This is a genomic window from Halorientalis brevis, from assembly GCF_042678165.1.
GTDB lineage: Archaea > Halobacteriota > Halobacteria > Halobacteriales > Haloarculaceae > Halorientalis > Halorientalis brevis.
Window position 1 is genome coordinate 1 of sequence record NZ_JBHUDJ010000011.1, and the last position, 25,518, is coordinate 25,518.

Annotated in this window: 21 protein-coding genes and 1 pseudogene; 9 read left to right on the plus strand and 13 right to left on the minus strand. The window is 60.4% G+C overall.

Annotation, left to right across the window (positions count from 1 at the left end; translation table 11 throughout):
• Together ACFR9U_RS15060 and ACFR9U_RS15065 are read right to left on the minus strand one after the other, a co-directional pair.
• The coding region (locus tag ACFR9U_RS15060) for a hypothetical protein (RefSeq protein WP_379814666.1) at positions 1 to 1,229 on the minus strand (1,229 nt) is incomplete at its 3' end.
• A gap of 355 nt (positions 1,230 to 1,584) precedes the next feature.
• Positions 1,585 to 2,736 (minus strand): hypothetical protein, encoded by a 1,152-nt coding sequence (locus ACFR9U_RS15065; protein WP_247381539.1) that lies wholly within the window; start codon positions 2,734 to 2,736, stop codon positions 1,585 to 1,587.
• 297 nt (positions 2,737 to 3,033) lie between these two features.
• On the opposite strand from ACFR9U_RS15065, the gene ACFR9U_RS15070 reads away from it, so the two are divergent.
• Together ACFR9U_RS15070 and ACFR9U_RS15075 are read left to right on the plus strand one after the other, a co-directional pair.
• Positions 3,034 to 4,665 carry an alkaline phosphatase family protein gene (locus ACFR9U_RS15070; RefSeq protein ID WP_247381535.1) on the plus strand — a complete coding sequence of 544 codons (1,632 nt, stop codon included), beginning with the start codon at positions 3,034 to 3,036 and terminating at the stop codon, positions 4,663 to 4,665.
• Positions 4,666 to 4,696: 31 nt separating this feature from the next.
• Positions 4,697 to 5,665, plus strand: coding sequence for a lipid II:glycine glycyltransferase FemX (locus tag ACFR9U_RS15075; protein ID WP_379814669.1), 969 nt, complete (start codon positions 4,697 to 4,699; stop codon positions 5,663 to 5,665).
• 104 nt (positions 5,666 to 5,769) lie between these two features.
• On the opposite strand, the gene ACFR9U_RS15080 is transcribed toward ACFR9U_RS15075, so the two are convergent.
• Together ACFR9U_RS15080 and ACFR9U_RS15085 are read right to left on the minus strand one after the other, a co-directional pair.
• Positions 5,770 to 7,182: a right-handed parallel beta-helix repeat-containing protein gene (locus ACFR9U_RS15080; protein ID WP_247381530.1), complete on the minus strand. Its 1,413-nt coding sequence runs from the start codon at positions 7,180 to 7,182 to the stop codon at positions 5,770 to 5,772.
• Positions 7,183 to 7,285: 103 nt separating this feature from the next.
• Entirely contained in the window at positions 7,286 to 8,413 is a 1,128-nt protein-coding gene (locus ACFR9U_RS15085) for a glycosyltransferase family 2 protein (protein WP_247381528.1), read from the minus strand.
• 290 nt (positions 8,414 to 8,703) lie between these two features.
• Here ACFR9U_RS15085 and ACFR9U_RS15090 point away from each other — a divergent pair, with 290 nt between their 5' ends.
• From ACFR9U_RS15090 to ACFR9U_RS15100, 3 genes are all read left to right on the plus strand, one after another.
• Positions 8,704 to 10,071: an MBL fold metallo-hydrolase gene (locus ACFR9U_RS15090; RefSeq protein ID WP_282594414.1), complete on the plus strand. Its 1,368-nt coding sequence runs from the start codon at positions 8,704 to 8,706 to the stop codon at positions 10,069 to 10,071.
• Positions 10,072 to 10,112: 41 nt separating this feature from the next.
• Entirely contained in the window at positions 10,113 to 10,757 is a 645-nt protein-coding gene (locus ACFR9U_RS15095; RefSeq protein WP_247381525.1) for a metal-dependent hydrolase, read from the plus strand.
• Between the two features lie 124 nt (positions 10,758 to 10,881).
• Positions 10,882 to 12,330, plus strand: coding sequence for a CARDB domain-containing protein (locus ACFR9U_RS15100; RefSeq protein WP_247381524.1), 1,449 nt, complete (start codon positions 10,882 to 10,884; stop codon positions 12,328 to 12,330).
• A 19-nt stretch (positions 12,331 to 12,349) separates the two neighbouring features.
• On the opposite strand, the gene ACFR9U_RS15105 is transcribed toward ACFR9U_RS15100, so the two are convergent.
• The 4 genes from ACFR9U_RS15105 to ACFR9U_RS15120 form a co-directional block, all read right to left on the minus strand.
• On the minus strand, positions 12,350 to 13,465 hold the full coding sequence (locus ACFR9U_RS15105) for a DUF1616 domain-containing protein (RefSeq protein ID WP_247381523.1): 1,116 nt from the start codon (positions 13,463 to 13,465) through the stop codon (positions 12,350 to 12,352).
• A gap of 246 nt (positions 13,466 to 13,711) precedes the next feature.
• Entirely contained in the window at positions 13,712 to 14,245 is a 534-nt protein-coding gene (locus ACFR9U_RS15110) for an HTH domain-containing protein (protein WP_247381522.1), read from the minus strand.
• Between the two features lie 1,206 nt (positions 14,246 to 15,451).
• Positions 15,452 to 16,687, minus strand: coding sequence for an RNA-guided endonuclease InsQ/TnpB family protein (locus ACFR9U_RS15115; protein ID WP_247381521.1), 1,236 nt, complete (start codon positions 16,685 to 16,687; stop codon positions 15,452 to 15,454).
• Positions 16,688 to 16,810, minus strand: coding sequence for a hypothetical protein (locus ACFR9U_RS15120; RefSeq protein WP_282594413.1), 123 nt, complete (start codon positions 16,808 to 16,810; stop codon positions 16,688 to 16,690).
• Positions 16,811 to 17,501: 691 nt separating this feature from the next.
• Here ACFR9U_RS15120 and ACFR9U_RS15125 point away from each other — a divergent pair.
• Positions 17,502 to 18,701, plus strand: coding sequence for an orc1/cdc6 family replication initiation protein (locus ACFR9U_RS15125; protein ID WP_247381520.1), 1,200 nt, complete (start codon positions 17,502 to 17,504; stop codon positions 18,699 to 18,701).
• A 107-nt stretch (positions 18,702 to 18,808) separates the two neighbouring features.
• Positions 18,809 to 19,054 carry a hypothetical protein gene (locus tag ACFR9U_RS15130; RefSeq protein ID WP_247381519.1) on the plus strand — a complete coding sequence of 82 codons (246 nt, stop codon included), beginning with the start codon at positions 18,809 to 18,811 and terminating at the stop codon, positions 19,052 to 19,054.
• Positions 19,055 to 19,111: 57 nt separating this feature from the next.
• Here the strand turns inward: ACFR9U_RS15130 and ACFR9U_RS15135 are convergent, their stop codons facing one another.
• Both ACFR9U_RS15135 and ACFR9U_RS15140 read right to left on the minus strand, forming a co-directional pair.
• Positions 19,112 to 19,807: a TMEM165/GDT1 family protein gene (locus tag ACFR9U_RS15135; RefSeq protein WP_247381518.1), complete on the minus strand. Its 696-nt coding sequence runs from the start codon at positions 19,805 to 19,807 to the stop codon at positions 19,112 to 19,114.
• Complete coding sequence (locus ACFR9U_RS15140; RefSeq protein WP_282594412.1) at positions 19,804 to 20,499, minus strand: metal-dependent transcriptional regulator; 696 nt, start codon at positions 20,497 to 20,499, stop codon at positions 19,804 to 19,806. Before ACFR9U_RS15140 ends, ACFR9U_RS15135 begins: the two co-directional genes overlap by 4 nt.
• Positions 20,500 to 20,591: 92 nt before the next feature.
• Here ACFR9U_RS15140 and ACFR9U_RS15145 point away from each other — a divergent pair.
• Positions 20,592 to 21,160: pseudogene (locus ACFR9U_RS15145) on the plus strand (hypothetical protein); the annotation flags it as partial.
• A gap of 122 nt (positions 21,161 to 21,282) precedes the next feature.
• On the opposite strand, the gene ACFR9U_RS15150 reads toward ACFR9U_RS15145, so the two are convergent.
• Positions 21,283 to 21,549, minus strand: a complete 267-nt coding sequence (locus ACFR9U_RS15150; protein ID WP_247381515.1) for a hypothetical protein — start codon at positions 21,547 to 21,549, stop codon at positions 21,283 to 21,285.
• A gap of 394 nt (positions 21,550 to 21,943) precedes the next feature.
• On the opposite strand from ACFR9U_RS15150, the gene ACFR9U_RS15155 reads away from it, so the two are divergent.
• Entirely contained in the window at positions 21,944 to 22,966 is a 1,023-nt protein-coding gene (locus tag ACFR9U_RS15155) for a GNAT family N-acetyltransferase (protein WP_247381513.1), read from the plus strand.
• A 6-nt stretch (positions 22,967 to 22,972) separates the two neighbouring features.
• Here ACFR9U_RS15155 and ACFR9U_RS15160 read toward each other — a convergent pair whose 3' ends face one another.
• Both ACFR9U_RS15160 and ACFR9U_RS15165 read right to left on the minus strand, forming a co-directional pair.
• On the minus strand, positions 22,973 to 24,010 hold the full coding sequence (locus tag ACFR9U_RS15160; RefSeq protein ID WP_247381511.1) for a GNAT family N-acetyltransferase: 1,038 nt from the start codon (positions 24,008 to 24,010) through the stop codon (positions 22,973 to 22,975).
• Between the two features lie 76 nt (positions 24,011 to 24,086).
• The gene (locus ACFR9U_RS15165) at positions 24,087 to 25,334 is read right to left on the minus strand and encodes a YyaL domain-containing protein (RefSeq protein WP_247381509.1); all 1,248 of its coding nucleotides are present in this window, start codon (positions 25,332 to 25,334) and stop codon (positions 24,087 to 24,089) included.
• Positions 25,335 to 25,518 lie beyond the last annotated feature (184 nt).

A 25,518-nucleotide genomic window follows, 5' to 3' on the forward strand; every position in this document is an offset into this window, starting at 1 on the left:
GAGACGTCACAGTAGGTGTCGGGGTTGTCCGGGCTCGCGTGGAGGGTGAGCTTCTTGCCGTCGATTGTGGAGCCGCCCGAGTCCGCGCCGTCGGTCGGGCCGTCCGGACCGACTGCACCGTCCTGGGGCGTCCAGATCGAATACTCCCGGTTGGGTTTCTCGGCCTCGCTGCCGGTGACCGTCTCGAAGCTCTCGGGGGCATTGTGGTCCGCGTCGCCCGTCAGGTGGATGTTCTCGCCGTCCCAGTTCTCGCCGACTCCGTCCCAGTCCTGGACGAACGTTTCACGATCACCGCTGTTGTAGATGCGCATGTTGCGCATGACACCGGCGCTGCCCTCGCCCTTGTCGTCGAACTGGATCGGTCGCGTACCCGCGTCGGTCCAGTACATGTCGATGTCCTCGAAGAGGACGTTCTCGCCGGGGTCGTCGATCTTGATGCCGCGCTGGTTCCACCCGGTATTTCCGGCGGGGGCCCGCTCCGTGGCCTCGAAGTAACACCCTCGACAGATGCTGTCGTCGGATGCGAAGCGCAGCGAAGACATGCCGGTGTTGACGAACGCGCAGTCTTCGACGATGACCTGGCCGTTGCCCTCCGAGTACGGGTCGGAGACGTAGAGTGCGACGTTCCCGAAGTTCGAGAAGTAACAGCTCTTGACCCAGAGCAGGCCTGCGTGGTCGGTTCCCGCGTAGATCCCCGTCGAGTCGGAGCCGTCGACGGTGCCGTCGGGCAGGTTGACGTTCACGACTTCCACTTTGGCGTCTTCGGCTGCGCCCATCCGCCAGCGCGACTGTTCCTCGCCGTGTTTGCCCTTGATGGTGATGTTCTCGACGCGAACCGTTCCCTCTTCGGCGAACAGCGTCGGTCGCACCGTCTCTTCGGGGTCGTCCGGTCGGTTCAGGACGACGCCTTTTGGCGAACCGACGAGCGCACAGTTGCTCTTGTCCCCACCCAGTCCGTCGCCCGAGGTGTTGTACTCACCTGCGGGAATGTGGACCTCGTTGCCGGAGACGAAGTGCTCCTCGAGGTACGGGTCGATGTCGTCGCCCGACGTGAGACCTTGTTCTCCGAGGTCGACGACGTTGTCCGCACCACTCACCTGTGCCCCGACGCTCGTGATCGTGCTACCGAGCGTAACGGCTGCTGCCGTTCCGCCAACCGCCTGCAGCAGCGATCGTCTGTCGATAAGACTGTCCTTCCCGCGATTTCCTTCATCCTGGCGACGTGCCATGTCGGATTAGGGATACACTAAACCGATAAACATTCTGACCAGTCGGATGCCGAACAGTCAGGGTTACTTTACAAGACAGTGCATCAGTAGTCTGCAGATAGTTGCGGATTGCTATCGGAAGGCGCAGACGGGTGAGTAAGTGTGTCTTACTCCAGATTTCGTTCGCCTCACGCTCTCAGGGATGGTCCTGTCGAGTCGTCCTGCGAGACCCGCGTTGAACGCGCACCGTCTCAGTGCGTCGAAGAAACAGATGTCCCTGGATCGAGTCCGGGGCAATTTATGCCAACTTCGCGTCAGCGACCGGTCTCGGGTGGAGGCCGTGCCGGGCTATCGACGACGGCGTACTGCCGCGATCTCACTTGTTCGTCGACTCGTCCGGGCTGGCCGCGCCCTCGATGGGCGTCCAGATTTCGTACTCTCGCTTTGGCTTCTTGGCCTCGCTGCCGGTGACCGTCTCGAAGCTCTCTGGCGCGTTGTGGTCGGCACCACCGGTCAGGTGGATGTTCTCGCCGTCCCAGTTCTCTGCGATGCCGTCCCATTGTTTCTTGAACGTCGCGTTGTCGCTGTCGTTGTAGATGCGCACGTTGCGCATGACGCCGGCGCCGCCCTCGCCCTTGTCGTCGAACTGGATCGGGTAGGTGGCCACGTCGGTCCAGTACATGTCGATGTCCTCGAAGAGGACGTTCTCGCCGGGGTCGTCGATCTTGATGCCGCGCTGGTTCCACCCGGTGTTCCCTTCGGGGCCTTTCTCGGTGGCCTCGAAGTAACAGCGCCGACAGATGCTGTCGTCCGAAGCGAACCGGAGCGAAGACATGCCGGTGTTGACGAAGTTACAGTCTTCGACGATGACCTGGCCGTTGCCCTCCGAGTACGGGTCGGAGACGTAGAGCGCGACGTTCCCGAAGTTCGAGAAGTAACAGCTCTTCACCCACAGCAGCCCCGCGTGCTCCCCGCCCGCGTAGATCCCCGTCGAGTCCGACGCTTCGACGGTGCCGTCGGGGAAGTTGACGTTCACGACTTCGATCGTCGCACCCTCTTGGGCCTCCATCCGCCAGCGCGACTGCTCCTGACCGTGTTTGCCCTTGATGGTGATGTTCTCGACGCGAACCGTCCCCTCTTCGGCGGCGAGGCTCGGTCGCACCGTCTCTTCGGGGTCGTCCGGTCGGTGCAGAACGACGCCTTTCGGCGAACCGACGAGCGCACAGTTGCTCTTGTCCCCACCGAGTGCCTCGTCGCTCGAGAAGTTGTACTCACCTGCGGGAATGTGGACCTCGTTGCCGGAGACGAAGTGCTCCTCGAGGTACGGGTCGATGTCGTCGCCCGATTTGAGGCCTTTTTCGCCCAGATCGACGACGGTTTCTGCGGCCCGCACCCGCTGCGTGCTGAAACCGGTGACGGCGCTGCCGAGTCCGACAGTCGCTGCCGCGCCACCGATCGCCTGCAGCAGCGATCGTCTGTCCATAAGGTTGTCTTTCCCACTGCTTCCTCCATCCTGGCGACGTGCCATATCGGATTAGGGAGATAGTAAAGTGATAAACATTCTGACCATTATGGGGCCAGCGGGTCAGGCTTAGTCGTCAAGACAGTGCCGTTCTAGTTACGTCGTTCTTGTATCGTGAGTGCGGAATCGTGGATTCGGACGGTAGGTGGCCCTTACGGCACGTATCCGCTCATCGTTCCCGGTCTGTCGTCGCTCACGGGCCGAATGTAACGATAGCCTGCGCGGCGAATATCAGATACTATGAGTTACTATCGTGGCGGAAAGTTGCTCGTAACAAAACGTCAGATTCGACAATGACAAGTGATGTCATCGGGTCGTTCGTCTTCGCTGCAAACAGTCCTTCTCGGTCTGGATGCTGCATGTCTGCCGGTGCTGAATCGGCTCTCGAACGCTGCGGCGATTCCAACCATCGACCGGCTCATGAGCGAGGGCTACGTCGGCGAACTCGAGTCCCAACTTCCGCCCTGGACGCCGAGTGCGTGGCCTTCGCTCTATACAGGTGTCAACCCGGGCAAGCACGGGGTGTTCGGTTTTCTCACGTTCGACGGGTACGACTGGGACGTCGTCGATCGGACCGACGTCAAGGAGTACGCGATCTGGGAACTCCTCGACCAGCACGGGCACGAAAGCGTCGTCGTCAACGTCCCCGTGACCCATCCGCCGCGGGAAGTCGACGGCGCCGTCGTTCCGGGATACGTCGCACCCGAGGACCCGGAGTGTCACCCCGACGACGCCCTCTCGTCGGTCGAGGACTATCAGATATACCCGCCGAAGACCAGCGACGTGTCACGGGAGGCTCATCTCGACGCCTACGAGGACGTCGTCCGGTCCCGGGGGACGGTCTTCCGGAACCTCGTCGCGGAACACGACCCTGACTTCGGTTTCCTGCAGTTCCAGCTGACGGACACCGTGTTTCACGAACGACCGGACGACTGGGAGGCCGTCGAACGCGTCTACAGCGCGGTCGACGACGAGATCAGCGCCGTGCTCGACGCGTGCGACCCACGAAACGTCGTCATCGTCAGCGATCACGGGATGGGCGAGTACGACGGCTACGAGTTCAGGGTCAACGAGTACCTGCGTGAAGCGGGCTACGTCGCGACCAAGAGAGGCGGTGAAGGGATGCCCTCCTGGGATTCGATCGCCCGGAACAAGCTCAGAGAAGGTGAAGACGGGGGGAAACCCGACCAGCAACTCCTCGAACGCGCCGTCGCTGGCGCGGCGAAAGTCGGCCTCACGAGCCAACGCATCGAGCGCGTTCTCAGCGCTGTCGGGCTCGCCGACGTCGTTGCGGACGTGATGCCGACGGACGCGATCAGGGCGGGGACGGAACAGGTCGACTTCGAGAACTCGGCTGCGTACATGCGGTCCCGGATCGAACTCGGAATCAAACTCAACGTCGCCGGGCGCGATCCGAACGGGACGGTTCCGGAGGACGAGTACGAGTCAGTTCGCGAATCGCTGATCTCGTCGCTCACGGAACTCACGACGCCGGACGGCAGTCCAGTGTTCGAGGCGGTGCATCCCCGCGAGGCGGTCTACGAGGGCCCATACGCCGATCAGGCCCCGGACATCGTCGTCGTTCCGGACAGCTTCGACACGTTCCTCTCCGGTGCGTTGCTCGGTGACCAGTTCGCTGCCCCCTCCGAACCCTGGAACCACAAGCGGATGGGAATCATGGTGGCGACGGGCGCCGATATCGATCCCGCAGCGATGGACGGTGCCCAACAGCCGCAACTGTTCGACGTCGCCCCGACGGTGCTGTCCACGTTCGCGGTCGCGCCGAGCGACCGCATGGACGGCCGCCCGCTTCCCCTCGTCGAATCGCTCGACAGTCAGTCCTACCCAGAGTTCGATGCACGAGAAATCAGCGCCGACGAGAGCGACGCGGTCGAACAGCACCTCGCAAACCTTGGCTACCTCGAAGACGTCTGACCGCCCGTACCATCTCCGCATCACCTCGACTGTGTCGGGCCGGCAGTGGAACGACCTGGCCGCGAACGCCGCCCAGGCGACGCCCTTTCATCGCTACGAGTTCCTCGAAACTCTCGCCGATCACACCGGAACGACGTTCCACTCGTTCGTCGGGTTCGCCGACGACCGTCCGCTCGGTCTGTTTCCCGTCTTCGAGAAGTCGGTCGGCCCGCTGACGGCGCTGTTCTCTCCGGCGCCGAATCTGAAAATACGCTATCTGGGACCCGTCGTCTTCGACTGGGACGGAACTGATACCGTGGGACACGAGCGGCGGCGGCAGGATTTCATCGGCGCTGTCCTCTCGTGTCTCCAGGACCGATTCGCCCCGAGCTACGTCCTCGTTCGGACGGCTGCGCGGCTCGGGGACCATCGGCCGTTCCTGTGGCGGGACTTTGAGGCCACGCCCCAGTACTCCTACGTGGTGGATCTGACGCCGGACGCGTCGTCCCTGTTAGATCGGTTCAGCAGGGACGCGCGACGAAACATTCGGACCGAAACGCCGGAGCTCCACGTTTCGGAGGACTCCGATGCGATCGCCACGATACTCAACCACCTCCGCGCTCGCCACCGGGAGCAGGGGAAATCGTACCGCGTCACGGATTCGTTCGTGACGGACCTGTCCGAGCGACTGCCCGACGGCGTCGTCAGGCCGTACGTCGTCCACCAGGGCGACCGCTTTGTCGGCGGGATGATCGCCCTGGAGTACGGGGACACGGTGTATCGCTGGCAGGGCGGTGCGAAACCGGAGCCGGACCTGCCGGTCACAGAACTGCTGGACTGGCACGTCATGCGCCGTGCCGCCGAGCGCGGCTGCACCCGCTACGACCTCGTCGGTGCCAACCACCGCGGCATCTCACGCTACAAGTCGAAGTTCGACCCCGAACTGGTGACCTTCCAGAGCCTCGTCAGAAGCACGCGGACGATGGACCTGCTCTCGAAACTCTACCGTCGGCTTCGGTAGCTCACAGGGATTATCGCAGACATTCACAGATTCTCCTGTGTCGAATCGATACCAGTCGGCCAGCCGGAGGTGGCTGTGACTCCGGCTGGCTACGATACTCTCTATCAGTCGCCCGAGTGACAGCGGCGTCCGAAACTGCCGATTCGGACCTGCCGCCGTTTCGCCCGCGCGTCGTCAAGCACGAGGGGCTCCCCCGTGACGTCGATGACCGTCTCGGTGAGAACGCCGTTCGTGGCGTTCTTGAGCGTGATTCCGTCTCGGTCCGATCCGCGCTGGTCGATACAGACGCGGTCGAGCCGGCATCCGTGACGGTTGTCGATGGAGATCGCGCTCTCGTTTGCGGCACGGCCGAGCACTCGAACGTCTTCCAGCGTGATTCCGGCGTTCGTCGACCGGTCGGCTCTGAGCCGTCTGTTCGGGCGTTTGGCCAGGATTCCGGGGACGTCGTTTGCGTCCGTCTGCACGACCGTGTTGCGGATCGTGGCGCCCTCTAACCACTCGGCCATGGTGATCCCGGCGTCGCTTTCGGTTACCGCCCGCATCTCGACCGTGCAGCCGTCCACGACCACGTCGGTTCCTTCGCGGAGCCTGATGCCGCGCATGTTTTCGAGCCCCGACCGCGTGGAGTCACAGATGATGCGCGCGTCGTTGATGCGGCTGCCGCCGCTGACTCGAACGCTCGCGATGCCGTTGTTGGCGTAGACGCCGCCTTCGACGGTGACCTTCCCTGGGGCCGGTGAGGCGTAGAGTCCGTTGTCCGGGAATCCGACGACGTGGCAGTCCGCGAACGTGAGCGAGCCGACGGATTTCTCGCCGACGTAGATGCCAGTGTTGGGATAAGTGGTGACACTGCCGTCTGGCAGCCGAAGCGCTTCCACTCGGCCCGACCCCGACGCGCTCGTCACGTCGAACCGCATGCTGTCGTGGTCGACGTCCTGGCGACCGTAGACGGTGACGTCGCGGACTAACAATCCGTCCTGAATCGCCGCGTGGATCGGCCGTGCACCGGTGTTCGCGGCCGTCAGGTCGAAATCGATCCCCTCGAACCGGAGCCCTGCCGCGTCGGCGTCGGTTCCGAACTCGAACAACGACCCCGTAAACCCCTGTGGCGGGCGAACGAGTGCCCTGTCCCCCACCAGCGCGACGTTGCGGAACCCGCCTGCAGTCATCCCGCTCTCCAGTCGGTACTCTCCTCTGGGGAAGTACAGCGCCGTCTGGTCGTCGATCTCGGCGTCCAGGACGCTGCTCACCGAGTGCGTCCCAGTATGGTCCGCCCCGAGCTGCACGACGTTGTGGACGGTCTCGTACTGTTGAGTGAGTGTGGACGGGACGTCCCGCGTTCGCTGCCCCTGCGCTGGCGTGCGACCGACTGACCGCCGTGGCGTCGGTGACGGCGTCGGCGTCGGTTGGCCGTCGAAAAACGAACAGCCGGCTAAACTACCGATCGCGCCGACGGTGAGGGCCCGGAGCAGTCGCCGCCGCGACTGCGTCTTGGAGGGCCGAGATGACCGAGCCACATCAGTATCAGTTCCCGAGATGGTTTTGTTATGAAACGCGAAGTTCGGCTAAGCACCAGCTACGACTGCCGCGCACGTGATACGTCGTCGACGTGGCGGTGTGTTAGCTGCGCTCCGATTGTCCGTCCTGCGTGACTGGCATTTCTGCGCCGTTTTCCGTGGGTTCGGCAGGCTGTGCCGAGTCGGTGGCTTCCCGTACCACTGGGTGCTCTGTCTCGGTTTCCTGTGCGAGTTCCGACTCCGGATCGCTGGCGGTCGCGAGCGACTCGTGGCGCTTTCGCTCGAACAGCGTCCCGAGGACGAACACGATTCCGCCGACAACTGACGTCTTGATCGCGTTGCCGACGCCACGGGACCGACTGCCGTTCGTGACGGCCTCGACGCTCGCGAGGATCGTCCCGACGACGCCCGTCGTCATCCCGATCGTGTAGCAGAGTGCTGCCGGATGGAAGCTCCCGCGGAGGTACTGCTCGCGGAGCCGCCACACGAAGTTCCGAAGGAGCATCCCCGACACGCGGGGGATGTAGGTCTTGTAGTCGATGTGACTCTCCTCGTCGGCGTAGTTACACTTCCGGGGGACGTCCTCGACCTGGAGGTCGTGGACGTTGAGTTTGACGAGGATGTCGTTACAGTAGCCATAGAACTCGTACATCTCGTCGAACTCGATCGTGTCGAGCGCTTCCAGCGAGATGGCCGTGTATCCGTTTTGGGGGTCGCCGATACCCCAGTACCCGCTTGCGATTTTCGTCAGTCCAGAGAGGATGTAGTTGCCGACTTTTCGGAACTGCGGCATGCCTGCCCGCGTCTCGGTTTCGATGAGCCGATTCCCCTTCGTGTAGTCCGCTCGCCCCTCCACGATCGGATCGAGAAAATTGGAGAGTGCAGACGGCCGCATCTGCCCGTCACCGCCCATGACCGCCGTCACGTTGATGCGATCGTTTTGGGCGTGCTGATACCCCGTCTTGATCGCGCCGCCCACGCCCCGGTTGCGCTCGTGTTTGATGGGGACGACCCGGCGGTCGAAATCCGGACGTCGACTGGCGCCGGTCTGCTCGTCGCCGTTGACGCGGTCCGAAGCTGTTTGAATCTCGTCCCACGTTCCGTCAGTCGATCCGTCGTCGATGACGTAAACGCGGTCTACGTACGCCGGAACCGTCTCTATAACGTCGCCCACGAATCCCTCCTCGTTGTAGGCGGGAATGACGACGCCAACCGAGTGATTCCTGTACATATTCAGGCGCTGCGGGCCTCAGTCCCGCATATTTGGTCATCCAATGATCGATTCCGGTACATGAATGTCTCCCCTAATACGCCGCTGCCAGCAGCTATTGTTAATTACAACTTTTCCGCGTCCGGGTTAGAAAACTCCTGAAAACCGGTATCGAGCTCATAAAGTCGGTGAGGTGTTCATTTGCTGACCGAAACAAGCCGAGCCAAATTGCCTTCCAGATTACACCGTATTCGGGCCTTATACTGCTGCTCTGGCCATAACAAAGGAGGGGATACACAGACGTTCCAGGTATGCGACTCCGCCATCTCAAGTCCTCCAGTGTAGTCGTCGAAGACGGTGATATGAGCGTCCTGTGCGACCCGTGGTTGCTCGACGGTGCCTTCTACGGTGCCTGGGCCCACTATCCGCCACTCGAATTCGAACCGTCGGACTACAACGACGTCGACTACATCTACATCTCGCACATTCACCCCGACCACTGCCACGGGGACACGCTGGAACGGCTCGACGACGACATCCCCGTGCTGATCCACGACTACCAGTCGGACTTCCTTCGGCACAACGTCGAGGCACACGGGTTCGACGTGAAGGAACTTCCCCACAACGAGCGGGTCCACCTCGGCGGTGACCTCCACCTCAACGTCCTCGGCGCGGACAACTGTAACCCAGAGAAATGCGGGAAGTACTTCGGCTGTTCGTGGTGGATGGAGTCAGAGAGCGGCGGCAGAACGGACGGCTCGACCCAGATCGACTCGATGGGCGTCTTCGACGACGGCGATTCGGTCCTCGTCAACGCGAACGACTGCCGGTGGCCGATGTCCGCCGGCGCCTGTGGCGAAATCAACGACAGGTACGGTGAGATCGATATGCTCCTCATGCAGTACGGGGCGGCGAACTTCTACCCGCAGTGCATGGCGGATTACACGCACGCGGAGAAGCTAGAAGCCAAAGCGGACGTGGCCGTCGAGATGCTCCAGGACGCCGAGTCGTTCATCGACGTGCTGGAACCGGACTACTACATGCCCTTTGCGGGGAGCTACGTCCTTGCCGGAGACAACGCTGACCTGAACGAGTACCTCGCCGTGGCCCGCCGCGACGAGGCCAAAGACTACTTCGAACGGAGCGATGCGGTGCCAGATTCCTCGGTGTGTGTCCTCCTAAACAGCGAGGAGCACTTCGACCTCGACGCCGAGCGACAGTCGGCGCCGTACACCCCGATCGACGAACAGGAGAAAGCGGAGTACATCGAGACCGTCCTGGCCGATCGGGACTTCACGTTCGAGTCGGATCCGATGCCCGACCGGGAGACGTTCCGGGAACTGATTCCCGAGGCCTACGAACACTTCGAGGTGAAACGTCAGGATCTCGGTTACGAGTCCGAGACCACCGTGTACCTGCAACTGGTGGACGACGAGTTCGCAAAGATTTCGATGCAGGGAGACGGCTTCGAGTTCGTGGGCGTCGACGAGTACGAGTCGGCCGAAGAGTACGTCCGGATGGACATCGATCCGCGACTCCTCGTCCGAATCCTGCAGGGGCCACGGTACGCACACTTCAACAACGCACAGATCGGCTCTCACATCATGTTCCACAAAGACCCGGACGTCTACGAACGGCCGCTGTACTACGCGATGAGCTTCTTCCACACCCCGGCCTGAGAGCGACGAACGGTCGACTGTCTGCGTATTCCTGTCGCTAGGTGGGCACTAACTATACTGCGTCCACGACCGAGACCACGCATGGATCAGGGAACGGGGGATCGCTGATGTGGCCGTGGGAACACGCTGCCGTCGCGTACATCGGCTACTCGGTCGTGACTCGGGTGACGACCGGTGAGACGCCCAGCGCTGGCCCGGTCATCGCATTGCTCGTCGGATCACAACTGCCGGACCTCATCGACAAACCGCTCGCCTGGTGGCTGCAGTTGCTCCCGAGCGGTCGCTCACTCGCTCACTCACTGGTGTTTGCGCTCCCGTTCGTCACGCTGGGTGTCTGGATGGCGCGACGGTATCGCCGAACTGACCTGGGCGTCGCACTGGGCGTCGGCTATCTCCTGCACCTTCCTGGTGACGTGGTCTATCCAGTCCTGTTCGGTGACCGTCCTGCGTACGGGTTCTTGTTCTACCCGTTCGTTCCGCGTGAGGGGTACGTCGAGTCCGATGCACTCGGGAAGATTACTCGTCTGTTCGGCGATTTCCTCGGCTTCCTGGGGACGCCACGTGGCATGATGTACCTGAGTGGCGAACTCGGGCTGCTCGTCGTTGCGCTGTGGCTCTGGGTCTGGGACGGCAAACCGGGGTTCAGCGCGTTCAGCAGGCGACTCCGCGGGGCGATCGCGGGCTGACCTGACCCTGCACCGGTGGTAGCGGGCTACTACCTGATTTCTCTGGGGATAACAAAGCGGGTCGGTTCCGTTCCGTCGATAGCAGACGCGCGACTGTTATATCATGTCCGGCGAACGACTTCACGTGACTGTTCTCGTGGCGATCGTCGTCACCGTCGTTACTGCCGCCGTCGGCGTGCAGGGGCAACCGACGGCCGACGCCACGATCGACCGTGTCACACGACAGAGCGGATGTATCGACGGGGAGATGTCGCAGCCGTGTCACCAGCCGTCGCTGAGCGGCGTGACCGTCCCGAGCGCTGCTCGACAGCTCCCGCAGGAACTCCCACCCAACGGTACCGGGCAAGGGCCGGCGCCCTCGTCGATGTCAGCGACCGTCTCGCGAACTGGTTCGAACAGTTTCAGTGTGGCCGTCCGGAACGCCAGGAACGGCCGGTCGACGACCGTCGAACCGCCGAGTGCAGTCGGTGACGCAGATGACGACACCGATCTGCGCTCGTTCGACGTGGTCTCGCGTGGCGGGGCGTCCCGGTTCGACCTGAACGTCACCGTGGATAGCACGCTCGAATCGCTCTCGGCAGCCGATGCAGCGAGCCCGCCCGCCGCGTTCGATACGCCCCTGCTGTACAGTACCGTCGGCTCGACTGCGAGCTCGAACGATTTCGGCATCACGTACCGCTTCGACGTCGAGACCGATTATCTCCGGGAGGCCAACGCGGGACAAGACGACGTCGTTGTGTCCGTGTATCGCGGCGGGGAGTGGCGAACGGTCGATGCGACGCCGGGCCGGCAAAGCGGCAACGAGATGATCGTTCGGACCTCGATCGCCGACCCCGGACTCGTCGCGGTCGGACTTCGCCATCCCGAGATCAGTGTCGTCGACGTCAGACCGCAGAATCCGCCGCCCCTCTCGAATCGGACGTCACGCCTGGAACTGACCCTGGAGAACAGCGGGAGTCGGGACGGAACGGAGACGTTCAACGTGACCGCAAACGACCGCACGATCGCGAGTCCGACGGTGTCCGTCGCGGCCGGCACACAGCGGACCGTGACGGTGCCGGTTCAGTTCCGGGAAGTAGGGGAGACGGACGTCGAGGTCGGTGAGTACGTGACGGAGCTCACCGTCACTGAACCGACGCCCGACATCTCGGTGACGGCCCTGTCAGTGGACCGCAACCGGGTCGAAACGGGCGAGACGGTCACCGTCGACGCGACGGTGACGAACGCCGGGACTGCAGGCGGGACCGGCAGCGTTCAGTTCCGTGCGTTCGGGGACGTCGTCACCGTTGATCAGGTAAAACTCGCTCCAGGAGCAACTCGGACGGTGCAGTTCACGCAGCGATTCGACGCACCGGGAGAGTATCGACTCGGCGTGAACAATCGCACGACCACGGTCACCGTCGACCGAGGGCCGAACTGGGAGTCGACGCCTGCGGAAGACAGCGGGACGGTGACGGCTGGCGACGGCGAGTCCGATTCAGACAGTTCCTTCCAGTGGGCACTCATTCTGCTGGGGACTGGCGTCGTCCTGATGCTCGGCCTCGTGACCGTCGGACGGATGCTCCGAGAGTAGCGGCGAGTGGCTCGATTCCTTATTGACCGACTCTGCCGGTCGTGCTGGGGGTCGTCGTGTTGGGCGCTGTCGTGTTGGGGACCGTCGTATTGGGCGCCGTGTTGTTCTGCTGAACCCGCGTCGAGACGTTGATCCACAACTGGAGTCGTTTGTCGGCGGTCGCCGCACTCGCTTCGACCGGAGCCTCACCGCGGTACAGGAAGTAGACGAGGCGGAGGTTCGTTCCGGCCCGTTCCGGAGTGATGTCGTGGGGTTGCTGCCAGCTCTCGTTCGGCTCGAGGTCGAGGGGAAACCGCCGCTGTTCGCGCTGTGAGAGGACCTGTAACCGTTTTTCGTCGTTCGTTCGAACCTGCTGGAGTTCGGCGACGACCGTGTACGCCGTCGCCTCCTGTCGATTGTTTGTGACGCTCACGACGAGTTCCTCTGGCTCACCCTGTGTGAAGTTCGTGGGATAGCCAGAGCTCACGTATCCGCCGCTCTCAGAGCGGGTCATCAGTGCGAAGCTGGTGAACTCCGCGTCGGGTTGGGGGACGGACATCGCGTAGGCGGCGGCACTGACTCCGACCAGGATGCTGAGCACGAGCACGATGTTGACGAGGCTATCTATAGCACTGCCCCCGAACAGGAACGTCCGGGTGTCGTTTGCCCACTCGTCGAGCGGGAGGCTGAATCGATCCGAGACGGGGAGTCGAAGGCGGCGAAACAGCGCGACCACGACACAGCCGACGGTAAACACCGAGAGGACGCCGATGACCGTCGACGGCGTCAACGTAACCCCGACCGCAGCGAGTCCGAGCGCAAACAACGGGATGAGCGCCACGCTGATTCCAAATGCGAGGGCGAGGCGCTCGCTGAGCGTGATCCCGTCGTTCACCGTCACTCCGTCGAGGTTCGTTATCCGACGCTCTCGGCTCTGTGGCCCGTCGCCGGGGAAGACGGCTGCCAGCAACGCGTACCCGGGGACGAAGACGAGCAGGACGCCACCAAAGAGGAAGCGCCAGAAGGGATCATCGGGGACGAGCGCGACGCTCGACGTGAGGAGACCGACGAACCCGACGATGACAACGAGATCGAGGGGAAATGTCTTGAGGTAACTACGCACTTGCTGCCAGTTGGAGTCCGCTTGCGTACTCATTGGACCTGGCTGGAGGGAACCGTGTCACTGGCGTCTCTATAGCGGGACATTCGAGCAAGCGAACGCTTGCTCGTGCTGGCCTTTGTTATAGACGCGTTATCGTCCCTTCCCCGAAATACGCGGGTTTCTCGGTCGTATGCGTACTGTGAGGACCAGATGCCTGCAAACAGGGTTTGTTCTATAGGTCCGTGCAGATCTCACCGTGCCGTGTTCGTGAGTGGTCGCGTGCGACCTGTGAGGAAGGGCTCAGGCCGAAGTCCCAATTTCCCGTTCGACAGGACTCTGCTGCTCGACGATGCGAATGAAATCCTCGACGCCGTAGCTTTCCCCGTCGATCTCACACGGTAGCACAAGCTCGAGTTGATCGCTGGTGTACACGCCGAAACAGACCTGTGGGAGGACGATTTTTTGGTACTGTTCGTCCAGGATCGAAGAGGAGACGCGCTGCTCTTCGAAGGGAAGCTCGGTGCTCGATCCCGTTCTGGCACCCCAGGCCGTGAATTCGTCGACGTAATCGAGAATTCGCGTGCCGGGCTCAGTCTGTGCGGCCGCGCTATCGGGACAAATTGACTTTCCCCAGACGGTGACGTCTACAGAATCGAGGAGGCCCTGCCGCTCGAACGACTGGAGCTGCTCTAGGGCCTCGTTTTGCTGTTGGCACGTCCCCATCGGAGGCGCAAGGGAACGAAGAAACACCTTCACTCGGGGAGAGTGCCCTGCGTGAAGCATGCTCGTCTTCTCTTCCCACCACTCATTCGATTGATTTGAACTGCGTTTCATTGTTCACCCGTCCCTGGCCACCTTTCACCAGGGCTATGAGATATGGGACGCCCACCGGTCTTAACTGCAGTAGACTGTTTGTACCGGATGTAACTGGTTAATTCCGCTCCGACGGGGTCGTATTATTCAACACGTGTTCTCTTGCCCGAGTATACTATACTTACTGCTGGCGTGTGTAACTCGAAACAGTCGTGTACGATGCAGTATACGTCCATACTGAGGCTAGGAACTCGTTACTTCAGTCGTGACGCCCGATAACATGGGTGTGACGACACGTTGTCGGCTGTGAGTCAGTAGCATTGTTCGATCACGCGATGACGTACTGGACGTGACGCTCCGTCGCTGCGGGTACGAGACCAGCTGGTCTCGTCGCGTCGCAGTGGCTCGCTGGATAGGAGCGTGTGAAAAGGCACGTGGAGACCACGTGCCGGCGCGTGAGGTGAAGGCAGCGGGGAACCAGAGGATTTGTGGTTCGGGTCCGGCAGGGCTCCCCCGTTGTGGAACGGTGTCGGGCTCCCGTTCCGGGGCTTGTGACACGTCACGCAACTGTGCGCGAGGCCCTTTCGGCTGTTCCCGTCAGGGCCCATCATCATGCAAGATTGCTACCAGTATTGTTATCCACTTCCTATTCCCCTTTGACATCTCGGTAGAAGGGCGCAGATAGCCCGTGAGCGTTTAGAATCCGAACTGGCTCTCGACTGTCGACGTGTTAACCAACGCTGATCCCTGCGACCGTTCTGTTGGTTAAAACGAATTGCCGTCTGCCACTAGTGGCCCTATACTAATATTAATGAACAATAATTAACTATACTGCCGTCGGCGACTTGGCGGCAGATCCGTATGACTCGATCACGATACACAGACGTCGACAATATCGGTGTGCCAGTAGTGCCGTTGCTTTCCTCCCGAGAGAGCGACACGGCAAAAGCGACTGGCAGTCCCGCGGACTTGGTTGACGAGCTCGTGTGGGGCCACGACCCGGACTGAGTTCGACTTCCCCATGCCACCGCTGTTTGCCCAAGCGATCTGACGAAGCGGAGAGTAAGAGCCTTGTAACACACCACGTTTCCGGTGTAATCGTGTGCACGAGGTCTATTATAGGGTGTTTAGTGAGTGAATCCGCTCGTAGAGGTCGAAATTCCCACCAGTCGTATCCCTTCTGATAGTCACGTACTAAGAGAAAACACACACCTCGTTTCCGGTGAACTACTCCACCCTACCGCTCGGGCTGACGCCCTCGCGCTTGAGGATGGGGCTTCCTGTTTCCACGACGCGCTTTGCAGATACGGACGTATCCACAGGGAGCGCAGTCTCCACAGGCGTTGATTCGGAGCGTCCCGCTCCTAACCGCTTTTTGACACCGCGAGAAAGAATGTTCCACGCCGCGTTCGCGTCTCTATCCGCCTCAAACCCGCACGCCGGACAAGAGTGTTTACGGACCCACAACGGCTTGTCCGTCGAAACGCCGCAGGACGCGCATTCCTTCGTCGTTCCCGCCGGTTCGACGGCGACGAAGTGCGTCCCCTCTCGCTCACACTTGTATTTGAGCATCCGAAGGAACGTCCCCCACGCCGCGCCTGCCCGGTCCCGAGAGTTCCCCGGCAGTTCGACCAAGCCTTTCGCGTCCAAGTCTTCGACCGCCACGAGGTCGTATTCGCGGGCGTAGTGGTACGATAACTTGTGGAGGAAGTCTCGCCGCTTTCGCTTGAGGTCAGCATGGCGCTCGGCCACGACCTTCCGCTGTTCTTCCCAATTCGCGGAACCGTGTTCCTTCCGCGAGAGGTCACGCTGTGCGCGTTCTAACCGCTCTCGCTCGTCGGACAGGTCAAGTGATTCGACGGCAGTTCCGTCGGTATCGTGGGCATACTTGCAAATCCCCACGTCGATTCCGACGCACTTCTCGGGATTCTCCGGTTTCTCCGGTGGGTCGTCCGGGGTTTCGACGCCGAGGACGGCGAACCACGTCCCGGTGGGTTCTTGTTTGACTGTGACGGTCTTGATCTCGGCGTCGTCGGGAAGTTCGCGGTGGAAAGTGAGCGGAATCTCTCCGAGTTTCGAGAGCCAAAGTTTTGTTCGACCGCTCGTGTTCTTGAGCTTGAAGCCGGATTGACTGTAGGTGAAACTGCGGTACTCGTCCGGCGCTTTCCACTTGAGTGTCCCGACGTGGTAGCCGTTCTCCTTGCGACCCCGGAGCGTCGAGAGGTTGTCGTACAACCGCTGAACGACTTTCTGAAGAACCTTCGAGTGAACGCTTTTCAGGTCGTTCCACCACTTCTTGAGGCTCGGCAGGAGTTTCTGCTCGGAGTATGCCGAGGTGTCGTCGTTCCGGTTGAGACGGTGGAGGAAGTGGTTGTAGACCTGTCTACAGGTATCGACAGTCCACGCTAACTGTTCGCGGTGGGCGTCGGATGGTCGGAGCCGATACCTGTAGTTGTAGTTCATCTACGGGCGTTCTTCGATGAGTTCGTCAAGTTTCTCTTGGACGAACGACGAGAGGTTGAGGTGGTTCTCCTCGACCCACTCGGCTTGGTCGTCGCGGATAGAGATGTTCTTGCGCGTTGCCACATCACAATATACACAAACTACACAAATATGGGTTGCGATTGTGTAGGCCTGTGGGCCGAGCGTCGGACGTGTTTGATATTCGTGCGGCGTTGACGGGACGCTTGCGTCTCGTTCGCACACCAGAACGCTACGCGTTCTGGGGCCGCTGTATCCCCTCCCTACTCGCTCCCTTCGGTCGCTCGTTGAGGAAGGGGCCTTAGCGCCTCAATTCAGGTAAAACGCACTATACCACCGGGGAAATAGTATGGAATAATATATAAATAAAATGCCTGAAAGAACCGTGACATCAGACGAATTAAGCTATGTAATGTCGGTTTTCACTAGAAACGTGGTGTCTCTATGATTGATTAATGATATTATATAGGTGTTGGAGATACGTTGGCTACGGGATGCGAAACAGATTCGAGCCAACAATGAACGTGCCTTTCCGAGGAGGCATGCCCGCTCTACTGTCGGGAACGTCGAGCGGGCGCAGTAGAATACGGATAGAGCCGGGACCTCGTTTCCGATGAACCGAGATCGTGAATTTTCGCCGATGCTTATCGGACTAAGAATATAATTTCCGATGAATCGAAGATGCCGTTAAAGACAACTGCGAAGCGGTTACCTGCCAGATTACACTGGAAACGTACTGCGCGGCTTTCGGGGAAAAAGTAAAGTCAGTTCCACCGGAAATGTGGTCTGAACTAGGATGTCCGAATCGGACGATCTTTTCATTCGAGAGGACCCAATCTTCGCGAACAAGGAACTTCTGGAGATCAATCATCTTCCGGACGAGGGGCGTATCGTCGGACGGGATGAGGAGATCAGCCAGTTAGCGAACGCCGTGAATCCCGCGATTTTTGGACAGAGTCCGAGCAATATTCTCATCTACGGAAAGACCGGGACGGGGAAATCTCTTTGCGCGAAGTACGTGTCACAGCGACTCATCACGACGGCCGACGAGGAAGGCGTCACAGCAGGGTTCGCCTACGTCGACTGTGCACAGGACTCGACCGAAACGCAGGCCGTCCAGACCATCGCCAGCGCCCTCAACGATCGTTCGATTACGGACATCAAGATCCCCGACCGCGGCATCAGCACGGCGACATACTACAAGCGGCTCTGGTCGATTCTCGACTCGCGCCTCGACGTCGCCCTTATCATCTTAGACGAGATCGACAAACTGGACGGCGACGACATTCTCATGCAGCTCTCTCGGGCCGGCGAGGCCGGCAAGATCGAGGACTGCAAGATCGGCGTCATCGGGATCAGTAACAAGATCAAGTACAAAGATCGGATGGACGAACGCGTCAAGTCGAGCCTCTGTGAACGCGAGTTCGTCTTCCCGCCGTACGACGCGACGCAGCTGCGGTCTATCATGGAGGCTCGCAGCGACGCGTTCCGGGACGGCGTTCTCGAAGAGTCTGTCATCCCCCGTGCGGCGGCGCTGGCGGCGAAAGAGCACGGCGACGCACGGAAAGCTATCGACATTCTGCGCTACGCGGGTGAGATCGCCCAGTCTAACGACATGGGTACCGTTCGCGAGGAGTTCGTGATTCAAGCACGAGAACGCGCCGAAACGGACCGGTTCCGCGAACTGATTCGCGGATCGACGCCCCACTCTCGGTACGTGTTGCAGGCACTGACGGTTCTCTCCCTCGATGAGTCACAGCAGGAAGCGTTCCGTACGACCAAGGTGTTCGACGTCTATCAACAGATCTGCCGCCAGGAAGGGGCGGATCCGCTCTCCCTCCGGCGCGTTCGGGACCTCCTGAAGGAACACGCTTTTCTCGACATTCTGGAACAGTCTCGGCACAGCGGCGGCAGCGCAGAAGGGAGCTACACAGAACATCAGCTGCTCGAAGACCCGCACGTCGTCAAGAAGGTCCTCACCGAAACAGTCGAGTGAACAGGTCGGCGTTTTCCGCCCTCATGAGATCGCTGCACCGCCTTCGGTCCTACCTGTCCCTGTGATCTGCGATTGCGTTTTGTTCGTTCTCGAACTGTCGGGAACTTTTGACAGCAAACAAATGGAGTGAGGTTGTTATCAGAATTGAAAGAGTGATGGTGAGTGACCGATCCGTGGCCGTTCTGAGGACGCTTCCGGAACCCGTGTACGTGGGACTGATGATCTTCCTTCTGATCGGGACGGCAGTTGCGCTGTCTGTGGATCGGAATCTGATCGGCGTCACCGGGTTTCTGCTCCTCGCCCTCATGGCGCTTGGCTATGGCGCCGTCCAGACGTCAGAAGACGTGGCGTGAGTTGGAAAACGCTGGATAGACGTACTGACGGTTGTAAAAGCGACAGAAACTAAGTCTTCAGAGTACGCCGAGTATCGTGCTGCTTACGATACCGACGAGCGTCTCCCAGATCGAGACGCCGACGAAGATACTGAGCAGAGTATCAAATGCGAAAAACGCGAAGAGACCGGCGCCGAAGAAGTGGGCTTTCCGCAGCTCGAACTTGTGTGAGAACTTGTAGAAGAACACGGCGTTTACGATGCTCACCGGGATAATCGCGAGCATCTCGCCGACCCAGATCGCCGGATGGGCGCCGTACTGGAGGGCGAGACTGATCGTCACGAGTTGCGTCTTGTCTCCGAACTCCCCTGCGGCCATCATGCTGAAGATCGGCAGGAAGCCTCCGAAGTAGTCGGGAACCTCGCCGACGACGGGGAGGCGTTGATCTTCGACGGCTGCGATGCCAGACCCATCGGTGTTGAGCGTCTCTTCGCCGGGATCCGGTGCCGACCGGAACAGCAGGAACGCGAAGAGCAGGAACATCCCCGCCGTGATCGCGTCGAGAACGACTGGTGGGAGAGCACCTTTGATCGCCTGTCCGAACCAGATTTCGACCGCTGTCCAGCCCGCAAACGCAGCGCCTGCCGCTGAGACGACGACGATCGGATTGTAGTGCGTCGAGAGCCCGGAGATGAGGAACTGAACCTTCTCGCCCGGCAGCACGGCGAGCTGTGCCGTCAATGCGATCAGCATGATCTCCACGAACCCGCTCACAAGTGGGACACCTCAGGTTCGTCTCGTTCGTCGACGTCGATCGGCCTCGCGCGAATCGTTTCGGCGACGTCGTCGGGGAGATGTTGGTCGCCACCGTCGTGCGTGATCGTGACCATCCCGATCGGAGCGATCTCCCGAATTTCGAGTGCTCGACCGGGGACGATCCCCGCCTTTGCCAGGTAGTTCAGTTCCTCCTCGTTTCGATCCCGGACGCGGGCGACGATGACGGTATCACCGACAGCGAACTCCGACAGGGGTCGTGCATCGTCGTTACCCGGTGGCTCCAGCGTCTCTTCGGGAATCGGGTCCCCGTGCGGATCGACCGTGGGGTTCTCTAACGTCTCGGCGATCCGCTCTTCGAACTCCTCGCTGATGTGATGTTCCAGGACGTCCGCTTCCTCGTGGACGTCGGTCCACTCGTAGTCGAGTTGCTCGACGAGGAACGATTCCAGCAGTCGGTGATGCCGAATGATCTCGATGGCGACCGTTTGCCCTTCCTTGGTTAGCTCGACGCCCTTGTACTTCTCACGCGTGACCAGTCCTCGCTCTTCGAGTTTCTCCATCATACTGGTGACGGTCGGTGACGTCACGTCCAGATACTCCGCGATACGAGACGTCTGGACGGGAGCACCGTGTTCTCGCTGAAGCTGATAGATCGACTTGAGATAATCCTCCATCACGTCGCTCAACATCTTACGTGGGATTAGATGCGTCTAAACCTTAAATCCAACTATGCCAAGATTGATGATTGGCTCATCACTATCGTCTTTTAGCTTAACCAATCGACGACGGCTACCACGTCACATCGAAGGCCAAGGCCGAAGATGCGCTGTACGATCAGCTACGCGAGGACACGGAGTTGACCGCGAATCTCGTCCAGAAAGGGATTCATCAGGCCGTCGAAGCCATCAAGAGCGGCGTCGAACGCCTCAAAAACGACCAAGATACGTCCCGTCCGACGTTCACGGCCGATACCGCCATCTACGACAAGCGAAGTGTCACGTTCCACCGTGACCACGTTTCGCTATCGACACCGGATGGACGAATCAAGTATGACTACATTCTCTCTGATAATCCCGACACACCGCCGACGAAGTACGTTGCCGACGAGGACTACGAGTGTCTGGATTGTGGCTACCAGAACCACGCCGACTACAACGCGGTCGCCGGATTACATCCGGCGGGCAGCAAAGTCACTGCGTGACTTTTCGACGGCGAAAAAACATCGGCCTACAGTCTCTCCGCCGTCGGCAAAACGCAGACGACGGAGGCACACCCGTAGACGTGCGCTTGAATCGCGGGACGTTGAACGTGAGTGGAGAGTACGACCTTCCCGCCTCATCCGAGGCGTAGAACGGGAGTCCACGCGAAAGCCCTGGTGCAGGCGACAGCCTGCACGTCGTCAGACCTCGTCTGACGGAACCCTCAACGAGCGAGCGGGGCCATTGCCCCCGAGTGAAGTAGGGGAGGGTAGTTTACGTGTTCCAGTCGACCTGACTCCCGATCTCGATGTGGTCGGCTGAGTGAAGCATCGCTGCGACGCCGACGCCGACCAGAACCGATCCCGCCAACATACCGGTGACGAGCGTTGCCCAGACAGCGACTGGTGCAGCCGTTATCGAGGGGGAGTAGGTCGCGATGGCCCAGAAGAAGTCACCGATAAACACCCCGCCTCCGACGAGCAACAACAGGCCGAGAAGCCGACTCGGCGTCGGCGTCGCAGGCTTGTCTTTGATTCGCATTACGCGTTCCTCTGGTTTCCATATGAATATGTGTTACTCTAATTATGGATGTTGAAAACCACACTATCACTCAAAAATAAAGTTATTCGAATACCGGTTGATAGCGTGCGATTCCCCGGTTGATAGCTTCCGTCACGACTCGACGTGCGAGGTGCCAAATAACTGCCAGACCACTTCGCGTTCCGGCGTTCCGCGTCTCACTGAAGAACAGAACACCTGGCTCGTCGCTCCCTTGCCGATCGGACGACCCGTCGGCGTCGTGGACTCCAGTTATCACTGCGTCTGTACCGCGGGCTAACCGTTTGAATCGCTGAACTTTCGATTGTGAGCTAGTATATACCATAGCGACCATGTAACAAAGTTGGTGTCTCCGTAAAATGCGATAGCATTAGTCATGAGGGTCGAACAGATTGGTTTGGAGGAGTGGGGGACGGAACTTCCGAAATCGGGGTTCGAGGTGTTTCATCTGCCGGCGGCACTTTCGGTCGTCACTGACCATCTCGACGCCGAGCGTCGGTTGTACGCCGCCAAGAAAGGCCAGGAAACTGTCGGCTTACTCCCCGTTTTCGTCGAGGAGCGCCGCGTCGGTCGCGCTGTTCTCTCACCGCCACCGGGGCTCAGTATCCCGCGACTCGGACCAGTGCTGATGCCGAACAGTCCGAAACTGCGGAAGCGAGAACAAATCAATCAGGCACTGGTCGAGGGCGTGCTCGAAGACGTCGGGGCGAGTTCGTCGACGACGCTCGTCCGAATACTGAGTCCACTGGACTACGGGGACCCCCGTCCGCTGTCGTGGAACGGACTCGACGTGGATCCGAAATTCACGTACGTCGTCGACGTCGACGACGCATCGAGTTTAGCGGAACTCATGAAAGGCTTCAGCAAGAGCCTGCGGAACAAAATGCGGCGCTTTCCGGAGCTTGACGTCACCATCAGCGACGAGGGCCGAAGCGGCGCGGTCAGAATTCACGAGGACGTCGCCGAGCGATACCTCGAACAGGACAAAACGCCGCCCGTACACCGTCGCTTCGTCGAAGACCTCGTCGACGCGCTCGATGACCGGTTCCGAGCGTACGTCGCCCGGGACGACGAGGGCGCGTATCTAGGCGGCATCGTGGTCCTCTACTCGAACGACCACGCGTACTTCTGGCTGGGAGGAGCGAGACACTCGTACGATGGGATCAGCGTCAACACCCTCGTTCACCGCCAGATCCTCGACGATGTCCTGACTGATCCGGACTTCGAATCGATCACTGGATACGATCTGGTTGGGGCGAACACCGAGCGACTCTGTGAGTACAAGGCGAAGTTCTGCGGCGAGCTAACCGAGTACTACGTCGCCGAGTCCTCGGGGGTCGGGATGACGACGGCGAAAACGGCGTATCGAATGTTCTCCGGCTCGCTCACGAAGAGTTGACTGACGTTACTTGGAGCCGAGGACCGTCGACGAGCGAAGCTGTTTGTAAAAGTGGGCGGCGATGTTTATCGCCGTGGACCCGTGTTCGAGCGTGTAGTACTCCTGGAGATCGGGATTGAATTTCGCCTTGTACTTGTTGATCCGCGGATTTTCGGCACCGACGAGGTCGTACGTCGTGATGCCCCGGGATTTTGCGTCTTCCATCACTGCCCAATCGAGGTTGTCGTTGATCGAGATGGCAACGTCTGCGTCAGTTTTGACACCGCCCTGCCATCGATGGATCGTGTCACCGTGCTCGTATGCGAGGATGCCGCCGACGAACTCGCCGGCGACGCGACAGACGTACGGTCGTACTGCTCCCTCAGGCAGTCGCTCGTACAGATCGGTCACGAACGAATCCGAGAGATGGAACGCGATCCCCTGGTTCTCGTACCGTTCGCGGACGCGTTCGAGGATGGCGAGCACGGCGTCACGATCCCCGACCTCGATGGAGACGTCTGCTGCATCCCTGCCGTCACGGATGTTGCTTCGAGCGTCACTACTGAACGACATGAGGAGATCGTCGTCGTCCGGTGTCAGGTCGACGAGATACGTGTATGCCGGCTTCGCGTCGAATCCCTCCCATTGCATGGGACGAAGATCCGGATAATTGCCGTTAAGCCTGACGTGAATGTATCGCGGGTGAAGTTCGTCGTCGACCCAGTCGAAACACTCTTCCAGAAACGACTGGTGGCGTCGCTCCGCTTTCCGCTGTTTCAACTTTCCCATGTTCAACAGCGCCGGGCCCTGGTACGGGACGCGCAAGTCCGGTGGCGGCGAGAACGCGGTCGTCAGTGGCCCTTTTTGAATCTCGAACACCGGAAAGATCCCGACGGGTTCCTGCCCCTTGAAGCCCACCAGGTGGTAGACCTGACATCCCATCTCGTCCGCTTGCGCCTCGAGTGCCTCACGGCGGTGGAACAGATCCGCCTGCGGCGATTGGTCGACGTACCGGTTCCACTGCTCTAAATCGTCGTCGGTTACCTCACGAACTTCGATGCTCATGTCATCGACTCGTTTGTTGATGAGTCAGAATCTGCTCTCATTGTTATAGGGGTCTTTCGAGCGTTCTGTGCCGACGTCACTGCTGTTTGAGGGCTTTGAGATACTCGCCCATCGCGTATGCCATCCAGGCCTGACACCAGCGCATCAGCGTAACCCGACGCGTGTAGAACCGCTCTTTGCGGTAGTAGAATTGCCCGTCGCCAGCGTGGAGGTTGTCGAACACCCACTGCAGTATCTGACGCGCGAACTGGAGATCCCCGGCGTAGGTGAACACCAGGACGCCCTGTGTACTGGCGTGAATATCACGGGGATACGCGTTCTGCTCGTCGAAGTTCGGTGCGCCGTTGGGCTCGAACAGTTCGTGTCGGTAGAAGTGGAGTGCCGTGTCGAGCGTGTCCGCGTACCGCTCCTCGTCAGTGACAGCGTGGTACCGCTGGAAGCTCTCGATGACGAACCCGTTGTGGTGGTTGTCCATCGAGAGGTGCGAGGCGTCCGGCGGATGGCGATACGTCCAGCCCCCGATGTCCGCTTGCAGGTCTGCGATGTGGTCGAGTAGTTCGCGCGCTCGCGTTCGATACGCGTCGTCACCGAACTGGGCGTAGAGATCGACGAAGAGACGCGCGCAGAGTGCGCCGGCGTTGATCGTGTAGTACTCTTCAGAGTGATTGAGGTGATAGTTGACCTTGGCGCCGCGGTCGCCCTCCACCTGCCGATAGTTGAGATGGCCGTCGACGAACTCGGTAGCGCTCCGGGCGATGTCGGGATACGCTTCGTCCAGGGCGCCCGCTCGGAGGAGGGCTTTGGTGGCGTACGACGTCGAGACGACGTCCGGATCGGACGGCTGGCCGCGGCCGTCGAGATGCTGAATGGGATGGCGGTGACCGCCGCAGAAACCACCGTATCCTGAACACTGGTGCTCGACGAGCCAGGCGGCGAGCTCGTCGGCTTCTGCGGCGTAATCGACGGGCGATTGGTTCGGGGCGTGGCGAGCCTGAGTGAACCCTAACTCCGAAGCGGTGAGGTTCGCCATCGAGAACAGTGCGGTTCCTTTGAAATTCCGCCGTTGTTCGACGAGCAACAGCGGTCTGACGTTCACCGGGCATCGCTTACTGGTCTCCTGAAACACGAGGTTGAGCCACTTGTTGTCGACCGGGAGGGCTTGGAGGATCCGACTGCTCATTCCGTCGCCGTAGTCCCAGCCAGTGTAGTCACGGTCGCGTGCGTACGACAGTGTTTGCAGAAACAGATCGACGACCCGATAGTCCTCGATCGTCGTCTCGACACGCTCATCGGCCGTCTCCGAACTGATCTCTACTCCTCTCATGGTTGTAATAGACGCGAGGCCATCGACCTCGTCGTGATGGCCACGGCTTACGAAATCCCTCGACTGGTTCGGATATTGTTATAATTCTCCTACTACACGACGGTCTGCAATCATCTGGCTCACTCCTCTGCTGTCTCCGGTCCGCCCGCTGGTGGTTCGTTCCGTGGGGTTGGTGACACCGGCC

What these genes read in the sequence shown, in the direction of transcription:
- ACFR9U_RS15085 (WP_247381528.1), bottom strand. Translation starts at nt 8,413, where the DNA reads ATGTACAGGAATCACTCGGTTGGCGTCGTCATTCCCGCCTACAACGAG.
- ACFR9U_RS15125 (WP_247381520.1), top strand. Translation starts at nt 17,502, where the DNA reads ATGTCCGAATCGGACGATCTTTTCATTCGAGAGGACCCAATCTTCGCG.
- ACFR9U_RS15155 (WP_247381513.1), top strand. Translation starts at nt 21,944, where the DNA reads ATGAGGGTCGAACAGATTGGTTTGGAGGAGTGGGGGACGGAACTTCCG.
- ACFR9U_RS15150 (WP_247381515.1), bottom strand. Translation starts at nt 21,549, where the DNA reads ATGCGAATCAAAGACAAGCCTGCGACGCCGACGCCGAGTCGGCTTCTC.
- ACFR9U_RS15070 (WP_247381535.1), top strand. Translation starts at nt 3,034, where the DNA reads ATGTCATCGGGTCGTTCGTCTTCGCTGCAAACAGTCCTTCTCGGTCTG.
- ACFR9U_RS15065 (WP_247381539.1), bottom strand. Translation starts at nt 2,736, where the DNA reads ATGGCACGTCGCCAGGATGGAGGAAGCAGTGGGAAAGACAACCTTATG.
- ACFR9U_RS15115 (WP_247381521.1), bottom strand. Translation starts at nt 16,687, where the DNA reads ATGAACTACAACTACAGGTATCGGCTCCGACCATCCGACGCCCACCGC.
- ACFR9U_RS15110 (WP_247381522.1), bottom strand. Translation starts at nt 14,245, where the DNA reads ATGAAACGCAGTTCAAATCAATCGAATGAGTGGTGGGAAGAGAAGACG.
- ACFR9U_RS15090 (WP_282594414.1), top strand. Translation starts at nt 8,704, where the DNA reads ATGCGACTCCGCCATCTCAAGTCCTCCAGTGTAGTCGTCGAAGACGGT.
- ACFR9U_RS15160 (WP_247381511.1), bottom strand. Translation starts at nt 24,010, where the DNA reads ATGAGCATCGAAGTTCGTGAGGTAACCGACGACGATTTAGAGCAGTGG.
- ACFR9U_RS15105 (WP_247381523.1), bottom strand. Translation starts at nt 13,465, where the DNA reads ATGAGTACGCAAGCGGACTCCAACTGGCAGCAAGTGCGTAGTTACCTC.
- ACFR9U_RS15165 (WP_247381509.1), bottom strand. Translation starts at nt 25,334, where the DNA reads ATGAGAGGAGTAGAGATCAGTTCGGAGACGGCCGATGAGCGTGTCGAG.
- ACFR9U_RS15140 (WP_282594412.1), bottom strand. Translation starts at nt 20,499, where the DNA reads ATGTTGAGCGACGTGATGGAGGATTATCTCAAGTCGATCTATCAGCTT.